The organism is Neisseria mucosa (assembly GCA_003028315.1).
GTDB lineage: Bacteria > Pseudomonadota > Gammaproteobacteria > Burkholderiales > Neisseriaceae > Neisseria > Neisseria mucosa.
Map to the genome: position 1 here is coordinate 1691187 of CP028150.1, position 22498 is coordinate 1713684.

General features: G+C 54.8%; 15 protein-coding genes and 1 pseudogene. 8 read left to right on the top strand and 8 right to left on the bottom strand.

The annotated features are described in order from the left end of the window. The first annotated feature begins 44 nt into the window (after positions 1–44). From NM96_08475 to NM96_08495, 5 genes are all read left to right on the top strand, one after another. Positions 45–2267 (top strand): TonB-dependent receptor, encoded by a 2223-nt coding sequence (locus NM96_08475; protein AVR79361.1) that lies wholly within the window; start codon positions 45–47, stop codon positions 2265–2267. Between the two features lie 215 nt (positions 2268–2482). Beyond that, positions 2483–3247 (top strand): iron-hydroxamate transporter ATP-binding subunit, encoded by a 765-nt coding sequence (locus NM96_08480; GenBank protein ID AVR79362.1) that lies wholly within the window; start codon positions 2483–2485, stop codon positions 3245–3247. A 101-nt stretch (positions 3248–3348) separates the two neighbouring features. Continuing rightward, the gene (locus tag NM96_08485; protein AVR79363.1) at positions 3349–4308 is read left to right on the top strand and encodes an iron-siderophore ABC transporter substrate-binding protein; all 960 of its coding nucleotides are present in this window, start codon (positions 3349–3351) and stop codon (positions 4306–4308) included. Further along, a complete protein-coding gene (locus NM96_08490; protein ID AVR79364.1) occupies positions 4302–6269 on the top strand; it encodes a Fe(3+)-hydroxamate ABC transporter permease FhuB in 1968 nt (655 codons plus the stop codon). The genes NM96_08485 and NM96_08490 overlap by 7 nt, the downstream gene beginning before the upstream one ends. Before the next feature lie 293 nt (positions 6270–6562). Continuing rightward, positions 6563–8077: a catalase gene (locus NM96_08495; GenBank protein AVR79365.1), complete on the top strand. Its 1515-nt coding sequence runs from the start codon at positions 6563–6565 to the stop codon at positions 8075–8077. Positions 8078–8282: 205 nt separating this feature from the next. Here the strand turns inward: NM96_08495 and NM96_08500 are convergent. The 6 genes and pseudogenes from NM96_08500 to glmS form a co-directional block, all read right to left on the bottom strand. After that, a pseudogene (locus NM96_08500) lies at positions 8283–9002 on the bottom strand (IS30 family transposase). 12 nt (positions 9003–9014) lie between these two features. After that, positions 9015–10802, bottom strand: a complete 1788-nt coding sequence (gene ptsP, locus NM96_08505) for a phosphoenolpyruvate--protein phosphotransferase (protein AVR79366.1) — start codon at positions 10800–10802, stop codon at positions 9015–9017. Continuing rightward, on the bottom strand, positions 10802–11071 hold the full coding sequence (locus NM96_08510; GenBank protein AVR79367.1) for an HPr family phosphocarrier protein: 270 nt from the start codon (positions 11069–11071) through the stop codon (positions 10802–10804). The genes ptsP and NM96_08510 overlap by 1 nt, the downstream gene beginning before the upstream one ends. A gap of 47 nt (positions 11072–11118) precedes the next feature. Next, positions 11119–11556, bottom strand: coding sequence for a PTS mannose transporter subunit IIA (locus NM96_08515; protein AVR79368.1), 438 nt, complete (start codon positions 11554–11556; stop codon positions 11119–11121). Between the two features lie 130 nt (positions 11557–11686). Continuing rightward, positions 11687–12250: a hypoxanthine-guanine phosphoribosyltransferase gene (locus NM96_08520; GenBank protein AVR79369.1), complete on the bottom strand. Its 564-nt coding sequence runs from the start codon at positions 12248–12250 to the stop codon at positions 11687–11689. Positions 12251–12797: 547 nt separating this feature from the next. Continuing rightward, positions 12798–14636 carry a glutamine--fructose-6-phosphate transaminase (isomerizing) gene (gene glmS / locus NM96_08525; protein ID AVR79370.1) on the bottom strand — a complete coding sequence of 613 codons (1839 nt, stop codon included), beginning with the start codon at positions 14634–14636 and terminating at the stop codon, positions 12798–12800. Between the two features lie 519 nt (positions 14637–15155). Here glmS and NM96_08530 point away from each other — a divergent pair. The 3 genes from NM96_08530 (at position 15156) to NM96_08540 (ending at position 19045) form a co-directional block, all read left to right on the top strand. Continuing rightward, positions 15156–16493, top strand: a complete 1338-nt coding sequence (locus NM96_08530) for an NADP-specific glutamate dehydrogenase (protein AVR79371.1) — start codon at positions 15156–15158, stop codon at positions 16491–16493. Between the two features lie 139 nt (positions 16494–16632). After that, on the top strand, positions 16633–17994 hold the full coding sequence (locus NM96_08535; GenBank protein AVR79372.1) for an insulinase family protein: 1362 nt from the start codon (positions 16633–16635) through the stop codon (positions 17992–17994). A 136-nt stretch (positions 17995–18130) separates the two neighbouring features. After that, complete coding sequence (locus NM96_08540; GenBank protein AVR79373.1) at positions 18131–19045, top strand: esterase; 915 nt, start codon at positions 18131–18133, stop codon at positions 19043–19045. Positions 19046–19275: 230 nt separating this feature from the next. Here the strand turns inward: NM96_08540 and ccsB are convergent, their stop codons facing one another. Together ccsB and NM96_08550 are read right to left on the bottom strand one after the other, a co-directional pair. Continuing rightward, the gene (ccsB, locus tag NM96_08545) at positions 19276–20463 is read right to left on the bottom strand and encodes a c-type cytochrome biogenesis protein CcsB (protein ID AVR79374.1); all 1188 of its coding nucleotides are present in this window, start codon (positions 20461–20463) and stop codon (positions 19276–19278) included. After that, positions 20453–22471, bottom strand: coding sequence for a cytochrome C biogenesis protein (locus NM96_08550; protein AVR79375.1), 2019 nt, complete (start codon positions 22469–22471; stop codon positions 20453–20455). The genes ccsB and NM96_08550 overlap by 11 nt, the downstream gene beginning before the upstream one ends. Positions 22472–22498: the final 27 nt, after the last annotated feature.

A 22498-nucleotide genomic window follows, 5' to 3' on the forward strand; every position in this document is an offset into this window, starting at 1 on the left:
TTTTAGAATTAACCGTTACGATCGACTTTTGAAAGAAAATACAAATGATTAAGCCCGCTTCCAGACTCAGCATCCTCAGCCTCTCCCTCCTTGCCGTTTCGGCGGCATTTGCCTCAGACGAACCCCAAGTCCGAGAAACCGCCGAACTTGAAACCATCACCGTAACCGCCAGCGCGGACGCATCCAAGGGCGGTTTGATTCCTGCATTTAAGGGCGGACAGGTGGCGCGCGGCAGCCGCGTGGGTATTTTGGGCAATAAAAAAAACCTAGAATCGCCGTTCTCCAATACTGCTTACACCAATAGGCTGATTCAAGACAAACATGCGCGCAGCGTCGGCGACGTACTGCAAAACGACCCGACCGTCCGCGTTGCGCGCGGTTACGGCAATTTTCAGGAAGCCTATTTCATACGCGGCTTTGCCGCCGAATCGGACGATACCATGTACAACGGCCTTTACGGCATCCTGCCGCGCCAATACATCGCCACTGAGCTTTTCGAACGCGTGGAAGTCCAGCGCGGCGCATCCGCCTTCTTAAACGGTATGGCGCCGGGCGGCAACAATATCGGCGGCACGGTATCCGTATTGCCCAAACGCGCGTCCAATGAAGGATTGAACCGGCTGACTGCCAATTACGGCGCGGGAAAACGCGGTGGTTTGGCGGCGGACGTGGCGCGCCGTTTCGGACAAAATCAGGAATTCGGCGTGCGCGTCAATGCGGCGCACCATAACGGCAAAACCGCAATAGACGACGAAAAGTCCAAACTCAGCCTAGTCAATGTCGGCCTAGACTGGCGCAATGAAAATGCCCGCCTGTCCGCCGATTTGGGCTGGCAGGACAACAAGCTCAAATCCACGCGTACCAATGTTACCCTGTCAGGCCTGACCGCCGTGCCGGCCGCGCCTGATGCCTCGTCCAACTGGGCGCAGCCGTGGACGTATTCCAACGAGCGCGACTGGTTCGGCACAATGCGCGGCGAATACGATTTCAACGACAACCTGACTGCCTACGCCGCCTATGGCTTCCGCCGCAGCAAGGAAAACAATTCTCTGGCAAACCTGACTGTCCGCAATGTCAATGGCGACGGATCGATTTACCGCTTCGACAACGCACGTAAGGATAAAATCGACACGGGCGAAATCGGTTTGCGCGGCAAATTCAATACGGGCGCGGTAGGGCACGAATGGACCGCCGCCGCCAACCGTTTCCAATCCTCGCGCAAAAACGCTTACATCATGGATTGGGGCAACCAATATACGACCAACCTCTACAACCCGTCCCGCTATCCGCAACCCGCAGCCGCCGACCCGCTGTATTCGGGCAACGACATGGGCAATCCTGCCGTTACCGGCAAAACACGCCTGACCAGCTTCGCCCTGGGCGACACCTTCAGCCTTTGGGACAAACGCCTGCAATTCATGCTCGGGGCGCGCTGGCAGCAGGTGCATAACAAGGCTTACGCCTATAATACGGGCGCTCAAACCGAAAATTACAAAAAATCGCGCCTCAGTCCCGCCGTCGGCGCGGTGTACCGCATCACGCCGAATTGGTCGGTGTACGGCAACTACATCGAAAGCCTGGGACAAGGCGCGACCGCCGGCTCGACTGCCTCCATCAACGGCCGGGCCTACGCCGTCAGCAATGCCGGCGAATCGCTCAAACCCTATGTTTCCAAACAAAAAGAAATCGGCACGAAATTTGAAGCCAACGGCTTCGGCGCGGGATTGGCCCTGTTCCACACCGACAAACCGCGTTCGCTTTACGTTGTCGAAAGCGGCAACACCGCCCGCTTCACCTCCGAAGGCAAAGACCGCCACCGGGGCGCGGAAATCACCGTTTACGGGGAAGTCGCACAAGGTGTGAGGCTCTTGGGCGGCATTACCCTGCTCGATGCCAAGCAGAAATCTACCGGCTCATCTTCAACTGACGGCAAACGCACCATCGGCGCGGCTAAAACCCAAGCCAACATCGGCTTGGAATGGGAAGTGCCGAAAGTGCAGGGTTTGGCATTTGACGGACGCATGGTTTACACCGGTTCTTCCTACGCCGATGCGGCCAATACGCTTAAAGTCGGCGGCTGGACGCGCTTCGACATCGGTGCGCGCTACCGCACCCAAATCGGCAGGCACGAAGCCACCTTCCGCGCCCGCCTCGATAATGTTGCCAACAAGAAATACTGGGCATCCGTCGGCGGCTATCCCGGCAGCGGCTACCTGAACGCCGGCGCACCGCGCAGCTTCACCCTGTCGGCTTCGGTCGATTTTTAAGGGACGGGCGGCAAACGGCCTCCAACGGTCCAAAGGTCGTCTGAAACGTTTTCAGACGACCTTGGAGCCTGGGGCGTCCGACTTTGTCCTACGCTTTCGGACAACCGCCGTAAAACTCTGCCTTTGCGGCATCGGCACCGACAACGGGCAATGGGTTTTGCCGCGCCGCCGCTTTCTCCGAATAACGTCAAACCCACCAAAAGGTCGTCTGAAACGTGTTCCAAATCCAAAACGCCACCTTCGCCATACCCGGCCGCTCGCTGCTGCACGACATCAGCGTCAACTTTTCCCCTAACCGCGTGTACGGCCTCATCGGTCATAACGGCTCGGGCAAGTCCACGTTGTTGAAACTGCTCACCCGCCAGCATGAACCCGCAGGCGGCAGGATATTGCTGAACGACAAAGAAATACGCGCCTATTCCGCCCGCGCATACGCCAAAGAAGTCGCCTATCTTCCGCAGCACCTGCCCGCCGCCACCGCGCTGACCGCGCGCGAGCTGGTTATGATGGGGCGTTATGCCTGGAGCGGGCTTTTAGGGCGCACGAACGATGCGGACAGACAGGCGGTGGAACAGGCGTTGCGGCTGACGCATACGGAAAAATTTGCCGATCAAATCGTCGATACGCTTTCGGGTGGCGAACGTTCGCGCGTCTGGCTGGCGATGTGCCTGGCGCAGCAAAGCCGCTTTTTGCTGCTGGACGAACCGCTTGCCGCTTTGGACATCGCCCACCAAATCGACGTGATGGCACTGGTGCGCAAGCTGTCTCGCGATTTGGGTTTGGGCGTCATCATCGTCATCCACGACATTAATCTGGCGGCGCAGTATTGCGATGAACTGGTCGCGCTCAAACAGGGACGGCTATTAAAAACGGGCAAACCCGCCGACATCATGACCGCAGAAGTGTTGAAAGACATTTACAGCGTCGATATGAACATCATCGCCCATCCTGAAAACGGCCGCCCCGTGGCATTGCCTTGACGCAGGCAAGCCGTCCCGCCGCATAAGCTCCGACCATAAAATCCGCCGCCCGAATCCAAACCGGATGACATTGCAGACCATTGTGGAATACCTGTTCCGATATGTTTCAGACGACCCTTTATTCAAAAACCGAAAGACCTTCCAAGCCGATGTCCCACCGCTTTTCAGACGACATTCCCCGCCTTGCCGCACGGCTGTTTTTTACCGCCGCCCTCCTGTTTTCCCTGCCTGCACCCGCCGCACCGCGCGTGGCGACTTCGGACTGGACGGTCGCCGAAACACTGACGGCAATGGGGCATCCGCCCGTCAGCGTCGCCGACCGCCGCGTGTACGATACCTGGGTGAACCATCCGCCGCTGCCCGCTGCCGTCAAGGAAGCGGGGCTGCGCTTCCAGCCGAATTTGGAGCGGCTGTATCAGATAAAGCCTGATTTTTTCGTGCAATCTTCCTGGTATGCCGCCGCCAAGTCCCAGTTTGAAAAAATCGCCCCGGTACGCGAAGTGGATTTCGGCACGGCAAAAGGCATCGAATATGCCCACACGGTCGAAGCCACGCGCAGGCTGGGTAAAATCATCGGCGACCCTGCCGCTGCCGAAAAGCTGATTGCCGGTACGGAAAACCTGTTTGCCCGCGCCAAACCCGCGCTTTCGGCATATCGCGGCCGCCCGTTTGCGGTGGTGCAGTTTGCCGACGGGCGGCATTTGCGGATTTACGGCAAGACTTCGCTGTTTCAGGCCGTGTTCGACAAATTGGAGCTGAACAATGCCTGGACGGGCAAAAGCAACGAATGGGGTTTCGAAAACATCACGCTTTTAGATTTAGCAAAGCTGCCGCCGGACACGCTGCTGATCATCGTCAAACCGCATCCTCAAAATACACGTGCAACGCTCGAAAAAAGCGCGCTTTGGCAACGCCTGCCGTTCAGCCGCCCTGCAAACCGCCGCATCTTCGAGCCGTCGTGGAGCTACGGCGCGCTGCCGTCCATGCAGCGTTTCACTTTGCAACTGATGCGTTCGATGTCGTCTGAAAACCCGTCCGCACAAAAGGAAGTCGCATGGTAAAGATTTTCAGACGACCCCTGCCTATCCTTGCCGCCGCGTTGGCAATATCGTGCGCGCTGACGGCGTTTTGGATCTTGAAGCTGGAATGGACGCTGCCGTGGCTGCGGATTTTCGACCGCCCCGACACCCTACCCCTGGACGCACTGATGGTGCAGAACAATACCCTGCCGCGTATGGCGATGGCGCTGCTCGCCGGCGGCAGTACGGCGGCGGCAACCATGCTGATGCAGCAGCTGATGCGCAATCCGCTCGCCTCTGACGGCACGCTGGCAGTCAGCAGCGGCGCACAGACGGCACTGGTGGCGGCAACCGTATTCGCCCCCTCCTTCCTCTCCTACGGCACGTCCGCCGTGGCGTTTGCCGGCGCAGCGGCGGCTTTGGGCGCGGTATTGCGGCTGTCGGCACGGCGCGCCCTGCAACCGCTCAGCGTCGTGCTGGCGGGTTTGGTGGTCAGCCTGTATCTGGGTTCCCTCACCGGTATCGTGATGCTGTTTTTCAGCGAAGAGACGCGCGGCGTGATGCAGTGGGGCAGCGGCTCCCTGGTGCAGGACAGTTGGCGCGATACGTTGGGGCTTTTGTGGTGGATTGCCGTTGCTGCCATACTTACCGCCTTTTTAATCAAACCGTTAAACATCATGAGCCTGGGCGACACGCAGGCGGAATCGGCAGGCATACCGGTGAAGAAAATCCGCCTGCTGTCTTTGGCGGTTGCTGCATTTTTGAGTGCGGGCGTGGTCGGCTTTGTCGGCATGATGGGCTTTGTCGGATTGGCGGCGGCGACGCTGGTACGGCAGACGGGCGTGCGCACACTGCCCATGCGCCTGATCTGTTCCTTCATCATCGGCGCACTGCTTTTGATGCTGACGGACAACGGCCTGATACTGCTGAAACACTACCGCGGCACCGATCTGCCCGCCGGCGCTGTAACTGCCCTCGTCGGCGCGCCGCTTTTGTTGTGGCTGACGGCGAAAGCACCTCCGCGTCCTTCGTTTCAGACGACCTCCGATATTTCAACCGCCGCGCCGCACGTCCCGCGCCTCTTGCGTTTTCTGCCGCTTATCGCCGTCGCCGTATCGGTATTGGCGTTTACGGTCGGACGCTATGACGAAACCCTGCGCCTGACCATAGACCCGGAATATTTCGTATTCCGCTACCCGCGCGTGCTGCTCGCCGCCGCCACCGGCACCATGCTCGCGTTGACCGGCGTCATACTGCAAAGGCTGACGCAAAACCCGATGGCGGGACCCGAACTCTTGGGCATCAGCTCCGGAACGGCATTCGGCGCGATGGCGGTAGTGATGCTGTTCGGCATTACCTCGGGCAGCAGCTGGTTTTGGCTGACAGGCATCGTTTCCGCTCTCGTATCCTTGGGGCTGTTGATGCTGTTCAACCGCAAAAACGGATTTACCCCCGAAAAAATCCTGCTTACCGGCATGGCACTGGCCGCACTCGCCGATGCCGCCATCCGCATTTGGACGGCAAGCGGCGATTTCCGCGTACAACTGCTTTTATTGTGGATGTCAGGTTCGACCTATCAGGCAACGCCCGAATCCGCCCTTACCGTCGGCCTCCTCGCCGTCGCCTCGCTCCTCCTCATCCTCCCGCTGCAACGCTGGCTCGGACTGCTCAGTCTGAACGCGACAATCGCCCGCTCTGTCGGCATCAACGTCTCCCTTGCACGGCTGGTGCTGATCGTCTCAAGCGCAGCGTTAACCGCCTTATCTACCCTGCTTATCGGCCCCTTGAGCTTCGTCGGACTGCTTGCGCCGCATCTGGCCCGTATGCTCGGCGCACGCCTGCCCAAACAGCAACTTGCCGCCGCCGCACTCATCGGTGCATCGGTTATGATGACGGCCGACTGGCTGGGCAGGCAGGTAATGTTCCCTTACGAAGTCCCCGCCGGAATGATGGCCACGCTCATAGGCGGCGCATATTTCATGATGATGATGCGCAAGCTTTAATGCGAACGGAGATACAAAAAGGTCGTCTGAAAACAGTTTCAGACGACCTTTTTGTTTAATTTATTCGATAATAAAAATCTAACAAAAATAAAATCTCAATTAATAATAACAATATTAAATTGAAGTCATAGTTCCAATAGGCAAAATCTTTCTGTATAGTCCTATTCATAGTTTAATTAAAAGGAAAATAAATGTCGATACAAGAAATTTATGAATGCCAAGAAACAGGCTACGAATATGCTTTTCGGCAAATCGTTTTATAAACCACTGACCATTTCACAAAGGAAATTATTATGACTGTCTCTAAATGTCCCGTAACCTACCTGACCATGAACAACGGCGCCCCAGTTGCCGACAATCAAAACAGCCTGACCGCTGGTCCGCGCGGCCCGTTGCTGGCGCAGGATTTGTGGCTGAATGAAAAACTTGCCGACTTCGTGCGCGAAGTCATCCCCGAACGCCGTATGCACGCCAAAGGTTCGGGCGCGTTCGGTACATTCACTGTGACGCACGACATCACGAAATACACCCGCGCTAAAATCTTCAGCGAAGTCGGCAAGCAAACCGAGATGTTCGCCCGTTTCACCACCGTGGCAGGCGAGCGCGGCGCAGCCGATGCGGAACGCGACATCCGCGGCTTTGCGCTGAAGTTCTATACCGAAGAAGGCAACTGGGATATGGTCGGCAACAACACGCCCGTATTCTTCCTGCGCGACCCGCGCAAATTCCCCGACCTGAACAAGGCTGTCAAACGCGACCCGCGCACCAATATGCGCTCCGCTACGAACAACTGGGACTTCTGGACGCTGCTGCCCGAAGCCCTGCACCAAGTCACCATCGTCATGAGCGACCGCGGCATCCCCGCCAGCTACCGCCATATGCACGGCTTCGGTTCGCATACATACAGCTTCTGGAACGAAGCGGGCGAGCGTTTTTGGGTGAAATTCCATTTCCGCAGCCAGCAAGGCATTAAAAACCTGACCAACGAAGAAGCCGCAAAAATCATCGCCGACGACCGCGAAAGCCACCAGCGCGACCTGTACGAAGCCATCGAACGCGGCGAGTTTCCGAAATGGACGATGTACATCCAAGTCATGCCTGAAGCCGATGCGGAAAAAGTGCCGTATCATCCTTTCGACCTGACCAAAGTTTGGCCGAAAAAAGACTATCCGCTGATTGAAGTGGGCGAATTCGAGTTGAACCGCAATCCCGAAAACTTCTTCGCCGATGTGGAACAATCCGCCTTCGCCCCGAGCAACCTTGTTCCCGGTATCGGCGCCAGCCCCGACAAAATGCTGCAAGCCCGTTTGTTCAATTACGCCGACGCGCAACGCTACCGTCTGGGGGTGAACTTCCGCCAAATCCCCGTCAACCGTCCGCGTTGTCCCGTTCACAGCAACCAGCGCGATGGCCAAGGCCGCGTCGACGGCAACTACGGCAGCCTGCCGCACTACGAACCCAACAGCTTCGGCCAATGGCAGCAACAGCCCGACTTCGCCGAACCGCCTCTGAAAATCAACGGCGACGCGGCGCACTGGGACTACCGCCAAGACGATGACGACTATTTCAGCCAACCGCGCGCTTTGTTCAATCTGATGAGCGACGCGCAGAAACAGGCTTTGTTCGACAACACCGCCGTAGCCATGGGCGACGCACCCGACTTCATCAAATACCGCCACATCCGCAACTGCCACCGTTGCGACCCCGCCTACGGTGAAGGCGTGGCAAAAGCCTTGGGGCTGACCGTTGAAGACGCACAAGCCGCCCGCGCGACCGATCCGGCATTGGGTCAGCCAGGTTTGCTGTAAATAGGAGGAGCCATGTGGATAGAGATTGAAGAATGGTTATCCCACGCAATCCGATACCGTAAACCGTAAACCGCCGACTTGGGCGTGATACGCAGATAGAGAAGTATTGTTAAGCATCTCTTTTTGGGGAGCAATATATAAGGTCGTCTGAAAACTTGGGAATCTAGTTTTCAGACGACCTTGGATTCGGATTTCAAGTGCAACACTAGGGTACCAATGGTTGGAACAGATTTAAGAATAAAACACTTGGCGTTTCGTAGCCAAGTGTTTTTCTCGGCCGGTGGTTCAACTCATCTTGAACCCTGCGTATCTCCCGATCGCTGATGTTTCGGAAATCGGTTTGTTTGGGGAAATATTGCCGGATGAGTCCGTTGGTGTTTTCATTCAGCCCTTTCTCCCACGAATGGTAAGGGCGGCAAAAATAGGTTTTCGCCTTCAATGCTTTGGCTATTTTGGTGTGTTGGTAGAACTCTTTGCCGTTATCCATGGTGATGGTGTGGACTCTGGCTTTATATGCCTTTAATACCCTAATGGCCGCCCGGGCAGTGTCTTCGGCCTTTAAGTTATCCAATTTGCAGATGATGGTGTAGCGGGTAACGCGTTCGACCAAGGTCAATAACGCGCTTTTCTGATTTTTGCCGACGATGGTGTCGGCCTCCCAATCGCCGATGCGGGTTTTCCGGTCGACGATGGCGGGTCGGTTTTCTATGCCGACGCGGTCGGGCACTTTGCCTCTGGTCCATGTGCTGCCGTAGCGTTTGCGGTAGGGTTTGCTGCATATTCTGAGATGTTGCCACAAAGTGCCGCCGTTGCTTTTGTCTTGGCGGAGGTAGCGGTAAACGGTGCTGTGATGGAGTGTGATCCCGTGGTGTTTATGCAGGTAGGCGCATACTTGTTTGGGACTGAGTTTGCGGCGGATAAGGGTTTGGAAACCTGTTTACGCCTGCGCTATCGGGCTGTCTTCTTCCTGCCGCTCTTCTTCGTGTTCCGCGCTGTTGAGCAATTTCAGCAGTTTTTCGGTTTTTTCCGAATCTTCGCTGCGGAGGATTTTAGCGGTTTCGGTTTCGAGCAGGGCGGTGTTGCTGTGCAGGATGATGTTTTTGACGGGCAGCAGGTTGTTGGGGTTCATGGAGAATCGGCGCAGCCCCATGCCCAGCAGCATCCGCGTGTAGGCGGTGTCGCCTGCCATTTCGCCGCATATGGAGACGCTTTTTTCCATGCGGTTGGCGGTGCGGATGATGTGCTGGATGGTTTTCAACACGGCGGGGTGGCCTGGCTGGTAGAGGTGGCTGACGCTGTCGTCGCCGCGGTCAACCGACAAGATGTATTGAATCAGGTCGTTGGTGCCGATGGAGATGAAGTCGGTCAGTTTTAGGATGCTGCCGACGGTCATGGCGGCGGACGGGATTTCAATCATGCAGCCGACGCTGACCGTGCCGAAGGTTTCGCCGCGTTCGGCGAGCTGGCGTTGGGCGGTGTCGAGGTGGATCAGGCATTGGCGCACTTCGGATAGGGAGGTAATCATCGGCCACATCATGCGCACGGGGCCGTGAACAGCGGCACGGAGGATGGCGCGCATTTGGGTGCGGAACATGACGGGTTCGGCGAGGCACAGGCGGATGCCGGTGAGTCCGAGCGCGGGGTTGAGGCTGCCGTTGGGGGTGGAATTTTGACCGAACCAGCGGGGATTTTTGTCCACGCCCAAATCGACGGTGCGGATGGTGATGCTTTTGCCTTTCATTTTTTTCACAATCGCGCTGTACACTTCGTACTGCTCGTCTTCAGACGGCATGGTGTCGCGGTTGAGATAGAGGAATTCGCTGCGGAAGAGTCCGACGCCGTCTGCGCCGAAATTGTGCAGGGCTTTGATGTCTTCGGCGGATTCGATGTTGGCGAGCAGCTCGATGTTGATGCCGTCGGCGGTGGTGGCGGCGGTTTTTTTGAGCTTGTTGAGTTCGCGCTTGTGGAGGCGGTATTCGCGGGCGAGGCGGCGGTATTCGTTGAGGACGACTTCGTCCGGATCGATGATAAGGACGCCGTTGATGCCGTCGACGATAACGGTTTCGTTTTCGGTAATGAGCCTACGGGCGTTGTGCAGCCCGATGACGGAAGGGATGTCGAGGCTGCGGCCTAAGATGGCGGTGTGGCTGGTCGGGCCGCCGACGTCGGTAACGAAAGCGGTGATGCGCTGCTCTTTGAAGAGGACGGTGTCGGCGGGCGAGAGGTCGTGGGCAATCAGGATGGTGTCTTCAAACAAGCCTTCGTTGAGGTTTAAGTCGTTGCTTTGTCCGACGAGGTTGTTGTGGATGCGGCGGACGACTTGCAGCATGTCTTGTTTGCGTTCGCGCAGGTAGTCGTCTTCGATGCTGTCGAACTGGGCGGCGAGCTTGTCGCTTTGTTGTTTCAACGCCCATTCGGCGTTGATTTTTTGTTCTTTCAAAATATCGACGGGTTCGCGCGAGAGGGTAACGTCGGTCAGCAGCATGAGGTGCAGCGAAATAAACGCGCCCAATTCGGTCGGGGCGTTTTCGGGAATCGCGCTGCGCAACTGTTCCAACTCTTTGCGCGTGGCTTTGATGGCGGCGTCGAAGCGGGCGGTTTCGGCGTCGATGAGGTCGTCTGAAACGTCGTATTGCGGCACTTCCGCCGTGCCGCGCGTAATCAGGTGGGCTTGTCCGATGGCAATGCCTTTGCCCGCGGCGACACCGTGCAGCACGATACTCATTATTCGCCCTCGCCGAAGTAGTCGTTGATTAAGTCGGTCAATGCCTTCATGGCGGCGACTTCGTCCAAGCCGTCGGTTTCCAGCTCGATGATTGTGCCTTTGGCGGCGGCGAGCATCATTAAGCCCATGATGCTTTTGCCATTAACGCGGCTTCCGTTTTTCGTTACCCAGACTTCGCTTTGAAACTGAGAGGCGGTTTGGGTGAATTTGCTGGAAGCGCGGGCGTGGAGTCCGAGTTTGTTGATGATTTCGATTTGTTGTTTTTGCATGTTCGGCTTTCGGGTGTGCGGGGTCGTCTGAAAACGTGTCGGTCGGGTTAGACGGCTTCGGCGTGCTGTTTGCACACCAAATCTTCCGGTTCGGCGGTGATGGCGAAAATGCCTTTGACGGCGGCTTCCCTGACCGTTTCAGTAAAGGCGGCGAGGTCTTCCGCCATGGGCGAGTATTGGGTCGCTTTAATCATCATCGGCGCGTTCAGTCCGGTCAGGATGGCGGATTTGCCCGCGCGAACCAGCCTGCGGGCGGCGTTGCACGGCGTCGCGCCGAAGATGTCGGTCATAATCAATACACCGTGGTTTTCAGGAAACTCTTGCAGCGCGGCGATGGCATTGTTGATAATGTCGTTTTGGTCTTCATCAGGCTCCACGCCGAGGATGCGGATGTTTTCCGGCATTCCTGTGGGGAAGAAATGATGGGTCAGGCTGCGGTAGGCTTCGCCTACTGCCTCGTGGGTAATGATTAAAAGGTTGATCATGATGTGTTCTCTGATGATTTTATTCGGCCGGTGTGGGCGAAGGTATCGTCCGTTCACCCGCCACATAGCACGATATGGTGGCACAAAGGTCGTCTGAAAAGGTTTTCAGACGACCTTTTTTAATCTTGTCTCAGCCTTGGTTGAGCGCGTAAATCTCGCCCAAATTGCGCCAGCAGCCCGCCGCGTCCATACCGTAGCCGAAGACGTAGCGGTTGGGAACATCCAGCCCGACATAATCCGCTTTGGTCGGTTTTTCCTTGTCGATCAACTTGTTGGCAAACACAGCCGCACGGCAGCTTGCCGCGCCCATTTCCAAGAGCTTGGACTGAATCGCCGACATCGTGTGTCCCTCGTCCAAAATATCGTCCAACACGACCACATGACGGCCCCGAATCTGCTCTGGGTCGGGCATCCGTTTCCAGTTGAACGCTCCGCCCGCCAGCTTGTCGCCGTAACGGGAAACATGAACATAATCAAAGTCCAACGGAAAGCGCAACAGCGGCAGCAACTGCCCAGTAAACACCACCGCCCCACCCATCACAGGCAGCAGGAGCGGATATTTGTCCCCCAAGTCGCGCGTAATTTCGTCCGCCACTTTTTGCAGCGCGGCACGGCATTGGTCTTGGTCGAACAAAAGCTCGGCATTATCAAGCATGGCTTGGGTTTCAAGGCGTTTGGTTTCTAAATCGATCATGGTAAACGGGGAAATCAGTTGGAAAAAGGAAATTATAAACCCAAATCGGGCTGAGGTCGTCTGAAAACTCGGAAACCTAAGTTTTCAGACAACATCTTTCAATCTCAAACCCACCCTTTCTTAATCAGATTAGGAAATGAATGAGATACCGTCAAAGCAAACCGTAGCGCGGGTTCTATAGCAAGCATACTTAACCTTAAATACAGCATATCATCAAATTCCGTCATTCCCGCGCAGGCGGGAATCCATCGTAAAACCTGAGAAACTTTGATTTAAAAAAACAGTTTCTAAATTTCAAAAATGGATTCCCGCCTGCGCGGGAATGACGAAAGTAGGTAAGTTGCATAGCGAAAATAAAGTAATTCAGCTATACCTACGAAACAGATGCGAGGACAACTGTCCGATTTAGACTGGCAGGCGGCAAATCTCGCGGGCAAAGCCCACGCTACGGGTTCGGTTTATCCAAAGCGCGCGTCGATTTAAAAAAGGTCGTCTGAAAACTTGGGAATCCAGTTTTCAGACGACCTTTTACCGTTCAAATCGGGCTTTATTCAACCGTAACCGATTTCGCCAGGTTGCGCGGTTTGTCTACGTCCGTGCCGCGTGCGAGGGCAGCGTGGTAGGAGAGGAGCTGCACGGGGATGGTGTGCACGATTGGCGAGAGTACGCCGACGTGGCGCGGGGCGCGGATGACGTGCACGCCGTCGGTGGCGTTGAAATTGCTGTCCAAGTCGGCGAAGACGAAGAGTTCGCCGCCGCGTGCGCCGACTTCCTGCATATTGGCTTTGACTTTGTCCAACAAGCCGTCGTTCGGCGCGATGACGACGACGGGCATGTTTTCGTCCACCAATGCCAGCGGGCCGTGTTTCAATTCGCCTGCGGGATAGGCTTCGGCGTGGATGTAGGTGATTTCTTTCAGCTTCAACGCGCCTTCGAGGGCAATCGGGAAGTGGATGCCGCGGCCTAAAAACAGTGCGCTGTTTTTCTTGGCGAATTTTTGCGCCCATGCGGCGATTTGCGGCTCAAGGTTGAGAACGTGTTGGATGCTGCCGGGCAGTTGGCGCAGTTCTTCGACGTATTCGCTCGCTTTTTCGGCGGAAACCAAGCCGCGCTGTTTGCCCAGCGTCACCGCCAAGCCGAACAATACAACCAGTTGCGTGGTGAACGCTTTGGTAGAGGCGACGCCGATTTCTGCACCGGCGCGGGTGTACAGCACCAATTCGCTTTCGCGCGGCAGGGCGGATTCCATGACGTTGCAGATGGACAGGCTGTGTTTGTGCCCTAAGGATTTCGCGTATTTCAGGGCTTCCATCGTGTCCAAGGTTTCACCGGATTGGGAAATGGTGATGATCAGTTGTTTCGGATCGGCAATCACGTCGCGGTAGCGGTATTCGCTGGCGATTTCGACGTCGGTCGGGATTTTGGCGATGGATTCGAGCCAGTATTTGGCGGTCAGCGCGGCGTAGTAGGACGTGCCGCAGGCGAGGATTTTGATGCTGTGGATGTCATCGAACACTTCGCGTGCGTTCGCGCCGAAGTTTTCGGGCTCGAAGCCGCCGTCAAGGAAAACTTCGGCGGTATCGGCGATGGCGCGCGGTTGTTCGTGGATTTCTTTCTGCATGAAGTGGCTGTATGGACCCAATTCCAGCGAAGCGAGCGACAGTTCGGATACTTTGACGGTGCGTTGGGTTTCGGCACCAGTCTTGTCGATCAATTTGTCGATACCGTTCGCACTCAATACGGCGATGTCGCCGTCTTCCAAATAGGCGATGCGGCGGGTAAAGGCGATGACGGCGGACACGTCGGAGGCGATGAAGGTTTCTTGGTCGCCCAATGCCACCAAGAGCGGGCAGCCCATGCGTGCAACGACCATTTCTTCGGGTTTGTCCTGCGCCATCACGGCGATGGCATATGCGCCGTGGAAACGGGCGGTGGCGGCGCGGACGGCTTCAAACAGTTTGCCGCCGTTTTGGGTGTATTCGTGATTGACGCTGTGGGCGATGACTTCGGTGTCGGTTTGCGATTCGAAGGTGTAACCCAAGGCTTTGAGGCGTTCGCGTTCGGCTTCGAAGTTTTCGATAATGCCGTTGTGGACGACGGCAATCATACCGCCGGAGATGTGGGGGTGGGCGTTGGGTTCGGTCACGCCGCCGTGGGTCGCCCAGCGGGTATGGCCGATGCCGATATGGCCGAACACGCCTTTTTCGCGCGCGGCGTCCTCCATCAGCTGCACGCGGCCGACACGGCGCACGCGTTTGATTTTGCCGTCCATATTCACGGCGATACCCGACGAGTCGTAGCCCCGATATTCAAGGCGTTTGAGACCGTCGGTCAGAAAATCGACTACATTGTGATTGGCGCGGATAGCGCCGACGATACCGCACATATAAGTTCCTTAGTATCTAAAGTTGAAAAAAGACAAGACGCCGGCTTCCGTACGCCTTGCCCGCACATTATATCAGAGCGAAATATATCATACTGAATTATAAGGGGTAGCTTTAGAAAGCTGACTACATCCTTTACCTAGACATCTATTTAATAACAAGGTTCATCTTTCAATATGTTATTTTCCTTCTTACCCTGTTTTCCAAGCGTAATTTTCGTAAAATTGTTGACAATATTGACCGTTTTCACATGAAAATTTGCACTGAATCGAATTTTTTACACTCTCTCGTTTCAAATTTCTAGTTTAATTACTTAGAATATATAACCAATTTATTTTAAAATGATGGAATTTTCAAAAATATTTTTATATTTTATTGGATATATATGCCAAATAATAAAATTCTCAAAAAAATAATGTCAACAATTTTCATCAAAACTGCTTGGCAGGCAAAAAAATTAGGTTTATATTGCTTTCCACAAATTCATCATCCTTTCCAATCTAATCCACAGGGAGCATAAAATGACCGATTTGAATGCCTTGTTTGCCAACCTCAAACAACGTAACCCCAATCAAGAGCCGTTTCACCAAGCGGTTGAAGAAGTATTCATGAGCTTGGGCCCGTTTTTGGCAAAAAATCCGAAATACACCCAACAAAACCTGCTTGAACGCATCGTCGAACCTGAGCGCGTCATTATGTTCCGCGTCACTTGGGTGGACGACAAAGGACAAGTCCAAGTCAACCGCGGCTACCGTATTCAAATGAGCTCCGCCATCGGCCCTTACAAAGGCGGCTTGCGTTTCCACCCGACCGTCGATTTGGGCGTATTGAAATTCCTCGCCTTTGAACAAGTGTTCAAAAACGCCTTGACCACCCTGCCTATGGGCGGCGGCAAAGGTGGCTCCGACTTCGACCCCAAAGGCAAATCCGACGCCGAAGTGATGCGTTTCTGCCAAGCCTTTATGAATGAACTCTACCGCCACATCGGTCCGAACACCGACGTACCTGCGGGCGACATCGGCGTAGGCGGCCGCGAAATCGGTTTCCTCTTCGGACAATACAAAAAAATCCGCAACGAATTTGCCTCCGTCCTGACTGGCAAAGGCCTTGAATGGGGTGGCAGCCTTATCCGTCCCGAAGCGACCGGCTACGGTACCGTGTACTTCGCCCAATCCATGCTGCAAACGCGCGGCGATTCGATTGAAGGCAAACGCGTGCTGATTTCCGGCTCCGGCAACGTCGCACAATACGCCGCCGAAAAAGCCATCCAACTGGGTGCAAAAGTGCTGACCGTTTCCGACTCCAACGGCTTCGTCCTCTTCCCCGATAGCGGCATGACCGAAGACCAACTCGCCGCGCTTATCGAGCTGAAAGAAGTCCGCCGCGAACGTGTTTCCACCTATGCCAAAGAACAAGGTTTGAAATACTTTGAAAACCAAAAACCGTGGGGCGTTGCCGCCGAAGTCGCCCTGCCCTGCGCGACCCAAAACGAATTGGATGAAGAAGCCGCCAAAACCCTGCTGGCAAACGGCTGCTACGTCGTTGCCGAAGGTGCGAACATGCCTTCTACTTTGGGCGCGGTCGATCAGTTCGTCAAAGCGGGCATCCTGTATGCGCCGGGCAAAGCCTCCAACGCCGGCGGCGTGGCAACTTCAGGCTTGGAAATGAGCCAAAACGCCGTCCGTCTGGCTTGGAGCCGCGAAGAAGTCGACCAACGCTTGTTCGACATCATGCAAAGCATCCACGAATCCTGCCTGAAATACGGCACTGAAAACGGAAAAACCAACTACGTCAACGGTGCGAACATCGCCGGTTTCGTCAAAGTCGCCGATGCGATGCTGGCGCAAGGCATTGTGTAAGTCTCATTGTCCTGACTTTAGGATGTGGAAAGGTCGTCTGAAAACCTTGAATCGGGGTTTTCAGACGACCTTTTTTATAGCCTGAGGGCAAATTTATTGTTACAGTCTGTCCATTGCCATTTATTTATTAGGAGCCATTATGCTGAGCCGTTACGTTTTTCTATCTGCCTGCCTCCTCTCTTGCGCCACCTTCGCACAAACCTTGTCCCAAACCCTGCCCAACGGTCTGAAAATCATCGTCAAAGAAGATCGCCGCGCACCTGTCGCCGTTTCCCAGATTTGGTACAAAGTCGGCAGCGTGGATGAGAAACCGGGCAAAAGCGGATTAAGCCACGCCTTAGAACACATGATGTTCAAAGGTACGCCTTCCGTACCATCAGGCGAATACAGCAGCCGCATCGCCCGTTTGGGCGGCGATGACAATGCCTATACCAACCGCAGCGAAACGGTATATTACGCCAATATCGCCTCTGCCAACTTGCCCGAAGTCCTCAAACTTGAAGCCGACCGGATGCATAACCTCAATTTCAGCGATAAAGAGTTCGCTAACGAAATGAACGTTATCCGAGAAGAACGCCGCCAGCGTACAGAAGACGATGCCGGCGGGAAGATGTGGGAGCAAATCTACCTGAACAGCTTCACCCTACCCTCCATGAAAGCCTCCGTTATCGGCTATATGGAAGACCTGCACACCTTGCGTGCCGACGATTTGCGTGCTTGGTACAAACAATTTTACGCACCCAATAATGCCGTTTTGGTCATCGTCGGCGATGTCGATGCCAAACAGACCCTGCGCACGGCGGCAGGATTGTTCGGCAAAATACCGCGTAAATCTTTGCCTGAACGGAACAACCTGAAAGCCGAACCGGTCAAACGCGCCCCTTCCTTTGCCCAAGCTTCCTCTCCCGTAACCCGTCAACCGTTGGTTGCCACCAGCTGGCGCGTTCCCGCCCTCTCCCGCCTTAACGACAAGCTGCCTTACGCCTTGGATGTCCTGACCGACGTTTTGGCGGGCAACACCTCCAGCCGTTTGGACAAAAACCTCGTACGCGGTAAACAGACCGCATTAAGCGCAAATGCCCATTACGACCTGCTCAGCCGCGAAATGCCGCTTTTCGGCGTATTTGGAATGCCTGCTGAAAACGTATCCGCCGAGACCCTGCTTACGCAGATGAAGTCCGAAATCAAAGACATCGCCGACAACGGCATCAGCAAAGAAGAACTCGACCGCATCAAAGCACAGGCATTGGCGGGCGAAATCTACGCGCGCGACTCCATGGTTTCACAAGCTTCGCTGATGGGTCGTTTGGAAGCGCGCGGGTTCAAATATTCCGATGAAGCCGCAATCCGCCGCCGCATACAGGCCGTAACCGCCGAAGAAGTACAAAAAGCCGCACAAATGCTGACGGACGACCGTTCAAGTACCGTCATCATCATGCCGGAATCCGCTCCTCCCGCACCGGCAGACTATACGGCAGTAAAAAAGCCTGAAAAACAATGACAAACCGTTTTCAGACGACCTCTTGCTGTGCGATAATGCCAAACGATAACATCTTAACGTGATTGCTAAGATAAAATTTACCGTGTTCCATTATCACCCTGGCAAAACATCCTTCTTACACAGAGGTCGTCTGAAAATGAAATCCTCCTTTTCCTCCGTTTTCCGTACCGCGCTGACCGTCTCTTCCGTTCTGATCCTCAGTGCGTGTCCAAGCAACACTTCCCCCGTCAACCCGCCGCGGCACAACACCCAAATCACCCCTCCCCCCAAACCGCAGGCAGTCGTTGCTTTAGCACTCGGCGGCGGCGCATCCAAAGGGTTTGCCCATATCGGCATCATCAAAGCCCTCAAACAAAACGGCATCCCCGTCAAAATCGTTACCGGTACGTCGGCAGGCGCCATCGTCGGCAGCCTGTATGCCTCCGGCGCAAGTCCCGACCGTTTGGAATTGGAAGCCGAAATTCTCGGCTCAACCGATTTGGTCGATCTGAGCCTATCCACCAGCGGCTTTATCAAAGGACAAAAACTGCAAGACTACATCAACCGCAAAGTCGGCAATCGCCCGATTCAAGACTTCCCGATTAAATTCGCCGCCGTCGCCACCGACTTCGAATCTTCCAAAGCCGTCGCCTTCAACCGCGGCAATGCCGGACAGGCAGTCCGCGCATCCGCCGCCATCCCCAACGTGTTCCAACCCGTCCTGATCGGCGGCCGTCGATACGTTGACGGCGGACTGACCCAGCCCGTACCCGTCAGCGCTGCAAAAAAACAGGGAGCAAACTTCATCATCGCCGTTGATATTTCCGACAGGCCGTCTAAAAACCTCAAACAAGGCTTTTTCTCCTACCTCGACCAATCCATCAACGTCATGTCGCAATCTGCCCTGCAACATGAATTAAGCCAAGCAAATGTCGTCATCCATCCCCAAGTTTTGGACTTAGGCGCGGTCGGCGGCTTCAGCCAAAAACAACGTGCAATCGCCGAGGGGGAGCGTGCCGCGAAAGCCGCTATTCCTGAAATACGGCGCAAACTGGCAGCTTACCGCTACTAAGCCTTTAGTGCTTTATGCAAAGAAAAGGTCGTCTGAAAATATAAAACTATTTTTAGACGACCTCTGTTTAAGGGAGCTGGCATACTCCCTTTTTTCTTACGGGTGCGATCTCTGTTTTAAACCGAAGCTATCAAAGCAAAAGGGATACAAGCATCCCTGTATTTTCAAAAAAGGTCGTCTGAAAACCATATAAGCTTTTCAGACGACCTTTCGATATTGTGCCTTGACGCTTACAAGGTGCCGTAAGAGTGCAGGCCGCTCAGGAACATGTTGACGCCGATGAAGGCAAAGGCGGTAACGAACAGTCCGATGACTGCCCACCATGCAAGGATTTTGCCGCGCCAGCCGGCGACGAGGCGCAGGTGCAGCCAGACGGCGTAGTTGAGCCAGACAATGAATGCCCAAGTTTCTTTCGGGTCCCAGCTCCAGTAGCGTCCCCATGCGTCAGCCGCCCACAGTGCGCCGAGGATGGTGGCGATGGTGAAGAACAGAAAGCCGACGGCGATGGCTTTGTACATGACTTCTTCGATGACTTGCGAAGGCGGCAGCGATGATTTTTTGCCGGCGTTTTCGTTTCTCAATGCCCAAAGTTCGGCGATGCCGAGCATGGCGGCGATACAGAACGCGCCGTAGCCGATGAAGTTGGCGGGGACGTGGATTTTCATCCACCATGATTGCAGGGCGGGAATCAGGGGTTGGATGGTGTGTGCTTCGCGGGAAAAGCTGTACCAAAGGACGAAGCCGACGACGATCGCCATGAAGCTGAAGACGAAGCCGCCGAGTTTTTGTACGGCGAAACGGGTTTCGTAGTAGAGGTACATCAGGGCGGTGATGACGAGGAAGAGGATGAAGACTTCGTAGAGGTTGGAAACGGGGATGTGTCCTGCGTCAGGGCGCAGGAGGTAGCTTTCGTGCCAGCGCACTAAAAGTCCGGTAAAGCCTGCGACGGCAGACACCCATGCGAATACGGAACCCATGCCGAGCAGGGTGTTGGTGGCGACATTTTTGCGTTGTGCCAGCACGGCGCCGGTGATGTAGGCGAAGAGTGCGAAGAAGACGAAGGCGCATTGCCACATAATCGCGGACTGGCTGCTGAGGAAGTATTTGAGCAGGAAGCCGTCGGAATGCGTGATTTCGCCATCGTAGAGCATGACGGCGCCGTATGCGAGGACGGCACACAAGGGGGCAAACCAGCGCATGGGTTTGAAAAACCAGCCTAAAAAGACGGTTATGCCCGCGCTTGCCCACAAAATCACCATTTCGTAGATGTCCATGGCGTGCTGAATGCGGGTTTGGGCGAAGAATGCGCCGGCTGCGGTCAAGAGGGCGAATAGGCAGTCAACCGTATTCAGGGACTTGAGGAACGATTTGTGCGTCAGCAGCTCGTGTTCGGGTAGGGGGTTATGGTTATGCGTCATGGTTCAAATCTTTCGCCAGTCGTTGCAGGCTTTGTGTATGTTGCGGAAACTCTTTTTGCAGGTCGCGCTCGTTGCGGCTGGAAGACATGGCAAAGCGGATGTGGTCGTCTGAAAACAGAACCCACGCGCGTTTCTCGCGGATGTAGAACATAAATATCGTGCCGAGAACCAGCAAAACAGAGCCTAAATAGACTAAAAATGCACCGGGCGAACGGGTCATTTGCAAGCCGGAGGAGCGGACTTCTTCAAAGCCGTCCAGTTGTAGGAGCATGGGGGCGGGGTATTCGGTCAGGCCGGTATAGGCGTCCATGCTGTGCAGCAGGAAGCGGTTGCGCGCTTCGTCTTGAGGCCATGCGGGCAGCTTGTATTTTTGGATGGTTTCTTCCAATACGGCGTTCATGACGCCGAACAGCATTTCGTAAAAATATCCCTGCATTTTTTCCTGCTGCGCTTTGGGGATGTTTTTGGTGATAAATTCGTCCAACGCCAAATAGCCGCCTTTCGCAAAAATGCCCAAGGTGTTTTCGGCGGCAAGGGTGAATTGCTCGCGGATGTTGTCGGGCGCGTTCAAGGTCGCGTTGCGGATGACGGCTTTGCGTGCGGCTTCGTCTTTCAAGAGTTCGCGCATCGCCATGAAGGTATCGGGTTTGAAAGTCTTATCGGCAGGAATGCGCAGCCAACGGTATTGCTGTTCCAGACCTGTGCGCGTGCCGGTAATGAAGAAATAATCCTGTTCTTGCTTAACGGGCAGCATGTAGTTTTTATATTCGACAGCCTGACCCGCTTTGTCGCGGATTCGGTAAACAACGGACGGGCCGATGTTGGTGTATTTTTTGTTTTCTTGAGAGACGGCGCGCACGTCGTTAATCGCTGATTGCAGGGTTTGCTCTTTTTCAGACGACTTGCTCATGTCTTCCACGTTCATAGACGTGAATTGGTCAAACTCCAGCTTGTAGGACGTATTGCCGATGTCGAGCGGGAAATCGCGCATAGACGTCGCCCTGAGCGTTACCGGCTCGCGGCTTGGGTTGCCCAAATTCCAGGCTTTGAACTTCAAATCGGAGCCGCCGTCGGCAAAGCTCGCTTGATAGATGGTGATGCCGTGCAGCGTCAGCGGATGGTTGACGCGGATGGTGTGTTCGGATTTTTTGCCGCTTTCCTTGTCGGTAATTTCCAAATCGCTGGCAAAATCACGCGGCATCCCGGTATTGTAAAAGTCGATGTGGAACTTCTTCAGCTTCACTTCAAACGGCAAATCCTGAACCAGCATCCCGTTGTCGGCATTGAGGAAGACCACGTCTGCACTTTGCCCTTCGGTAATGTTTACATTACCGCGGAACGACAGGTTTGACGTACCCAAGACGCTTTCAGGCTTGAAGTCTTTGGCATAGACGGAGTGGTTGTCCGGCACAATTCGTCCGGTCAGCATACCGATTTTCAGCAGCAGGTTGCTGTCTATCAAGCCGCCTAAACAAATCACAATCAGCGCGGCATGGGCAAAAATATAGCCCCATTTGTTCATCGCGCCTTTTTTGGCGGCAACCAAAACCGATCCGTCTTCGCGCGTTACGGTTTTGCAGCTGAAACCTTGTACTTCGAGATAACGCCGGGCAATTTCAGACGACATCTTGCCTTCCAACACAGTCGAATGGCGCATCGCCGCTAATGATTTTTCTTTGGCGTTTTCACGGAACGATTTGATTTCGCGGAGAAAAGGCGGAACATTGCGAATCAGGCACAAGCTGGTCGATATCACCAAAAACATCATGATGACTACAAACCAAGCGGACGCATAAACATCGTACAAGCCTAAAAAGTTGAAAATCTGCGACCAAAATGGACCGAATTTCACAACATAATTGACCTGCGGCTGGTTTTGCTGCAACACCGTCCCGATAACCGAAGCGACACCCAAAAGACTGAGCAAGGCAACGGCAAAACGCATGGAGCTTAAAAAAGCGAACCAAGGTTTGCGGATAAGGGGGACGGATGAAGGGGATTTGCTCATAGCGGTTTGATTTGATAAAGAATACGG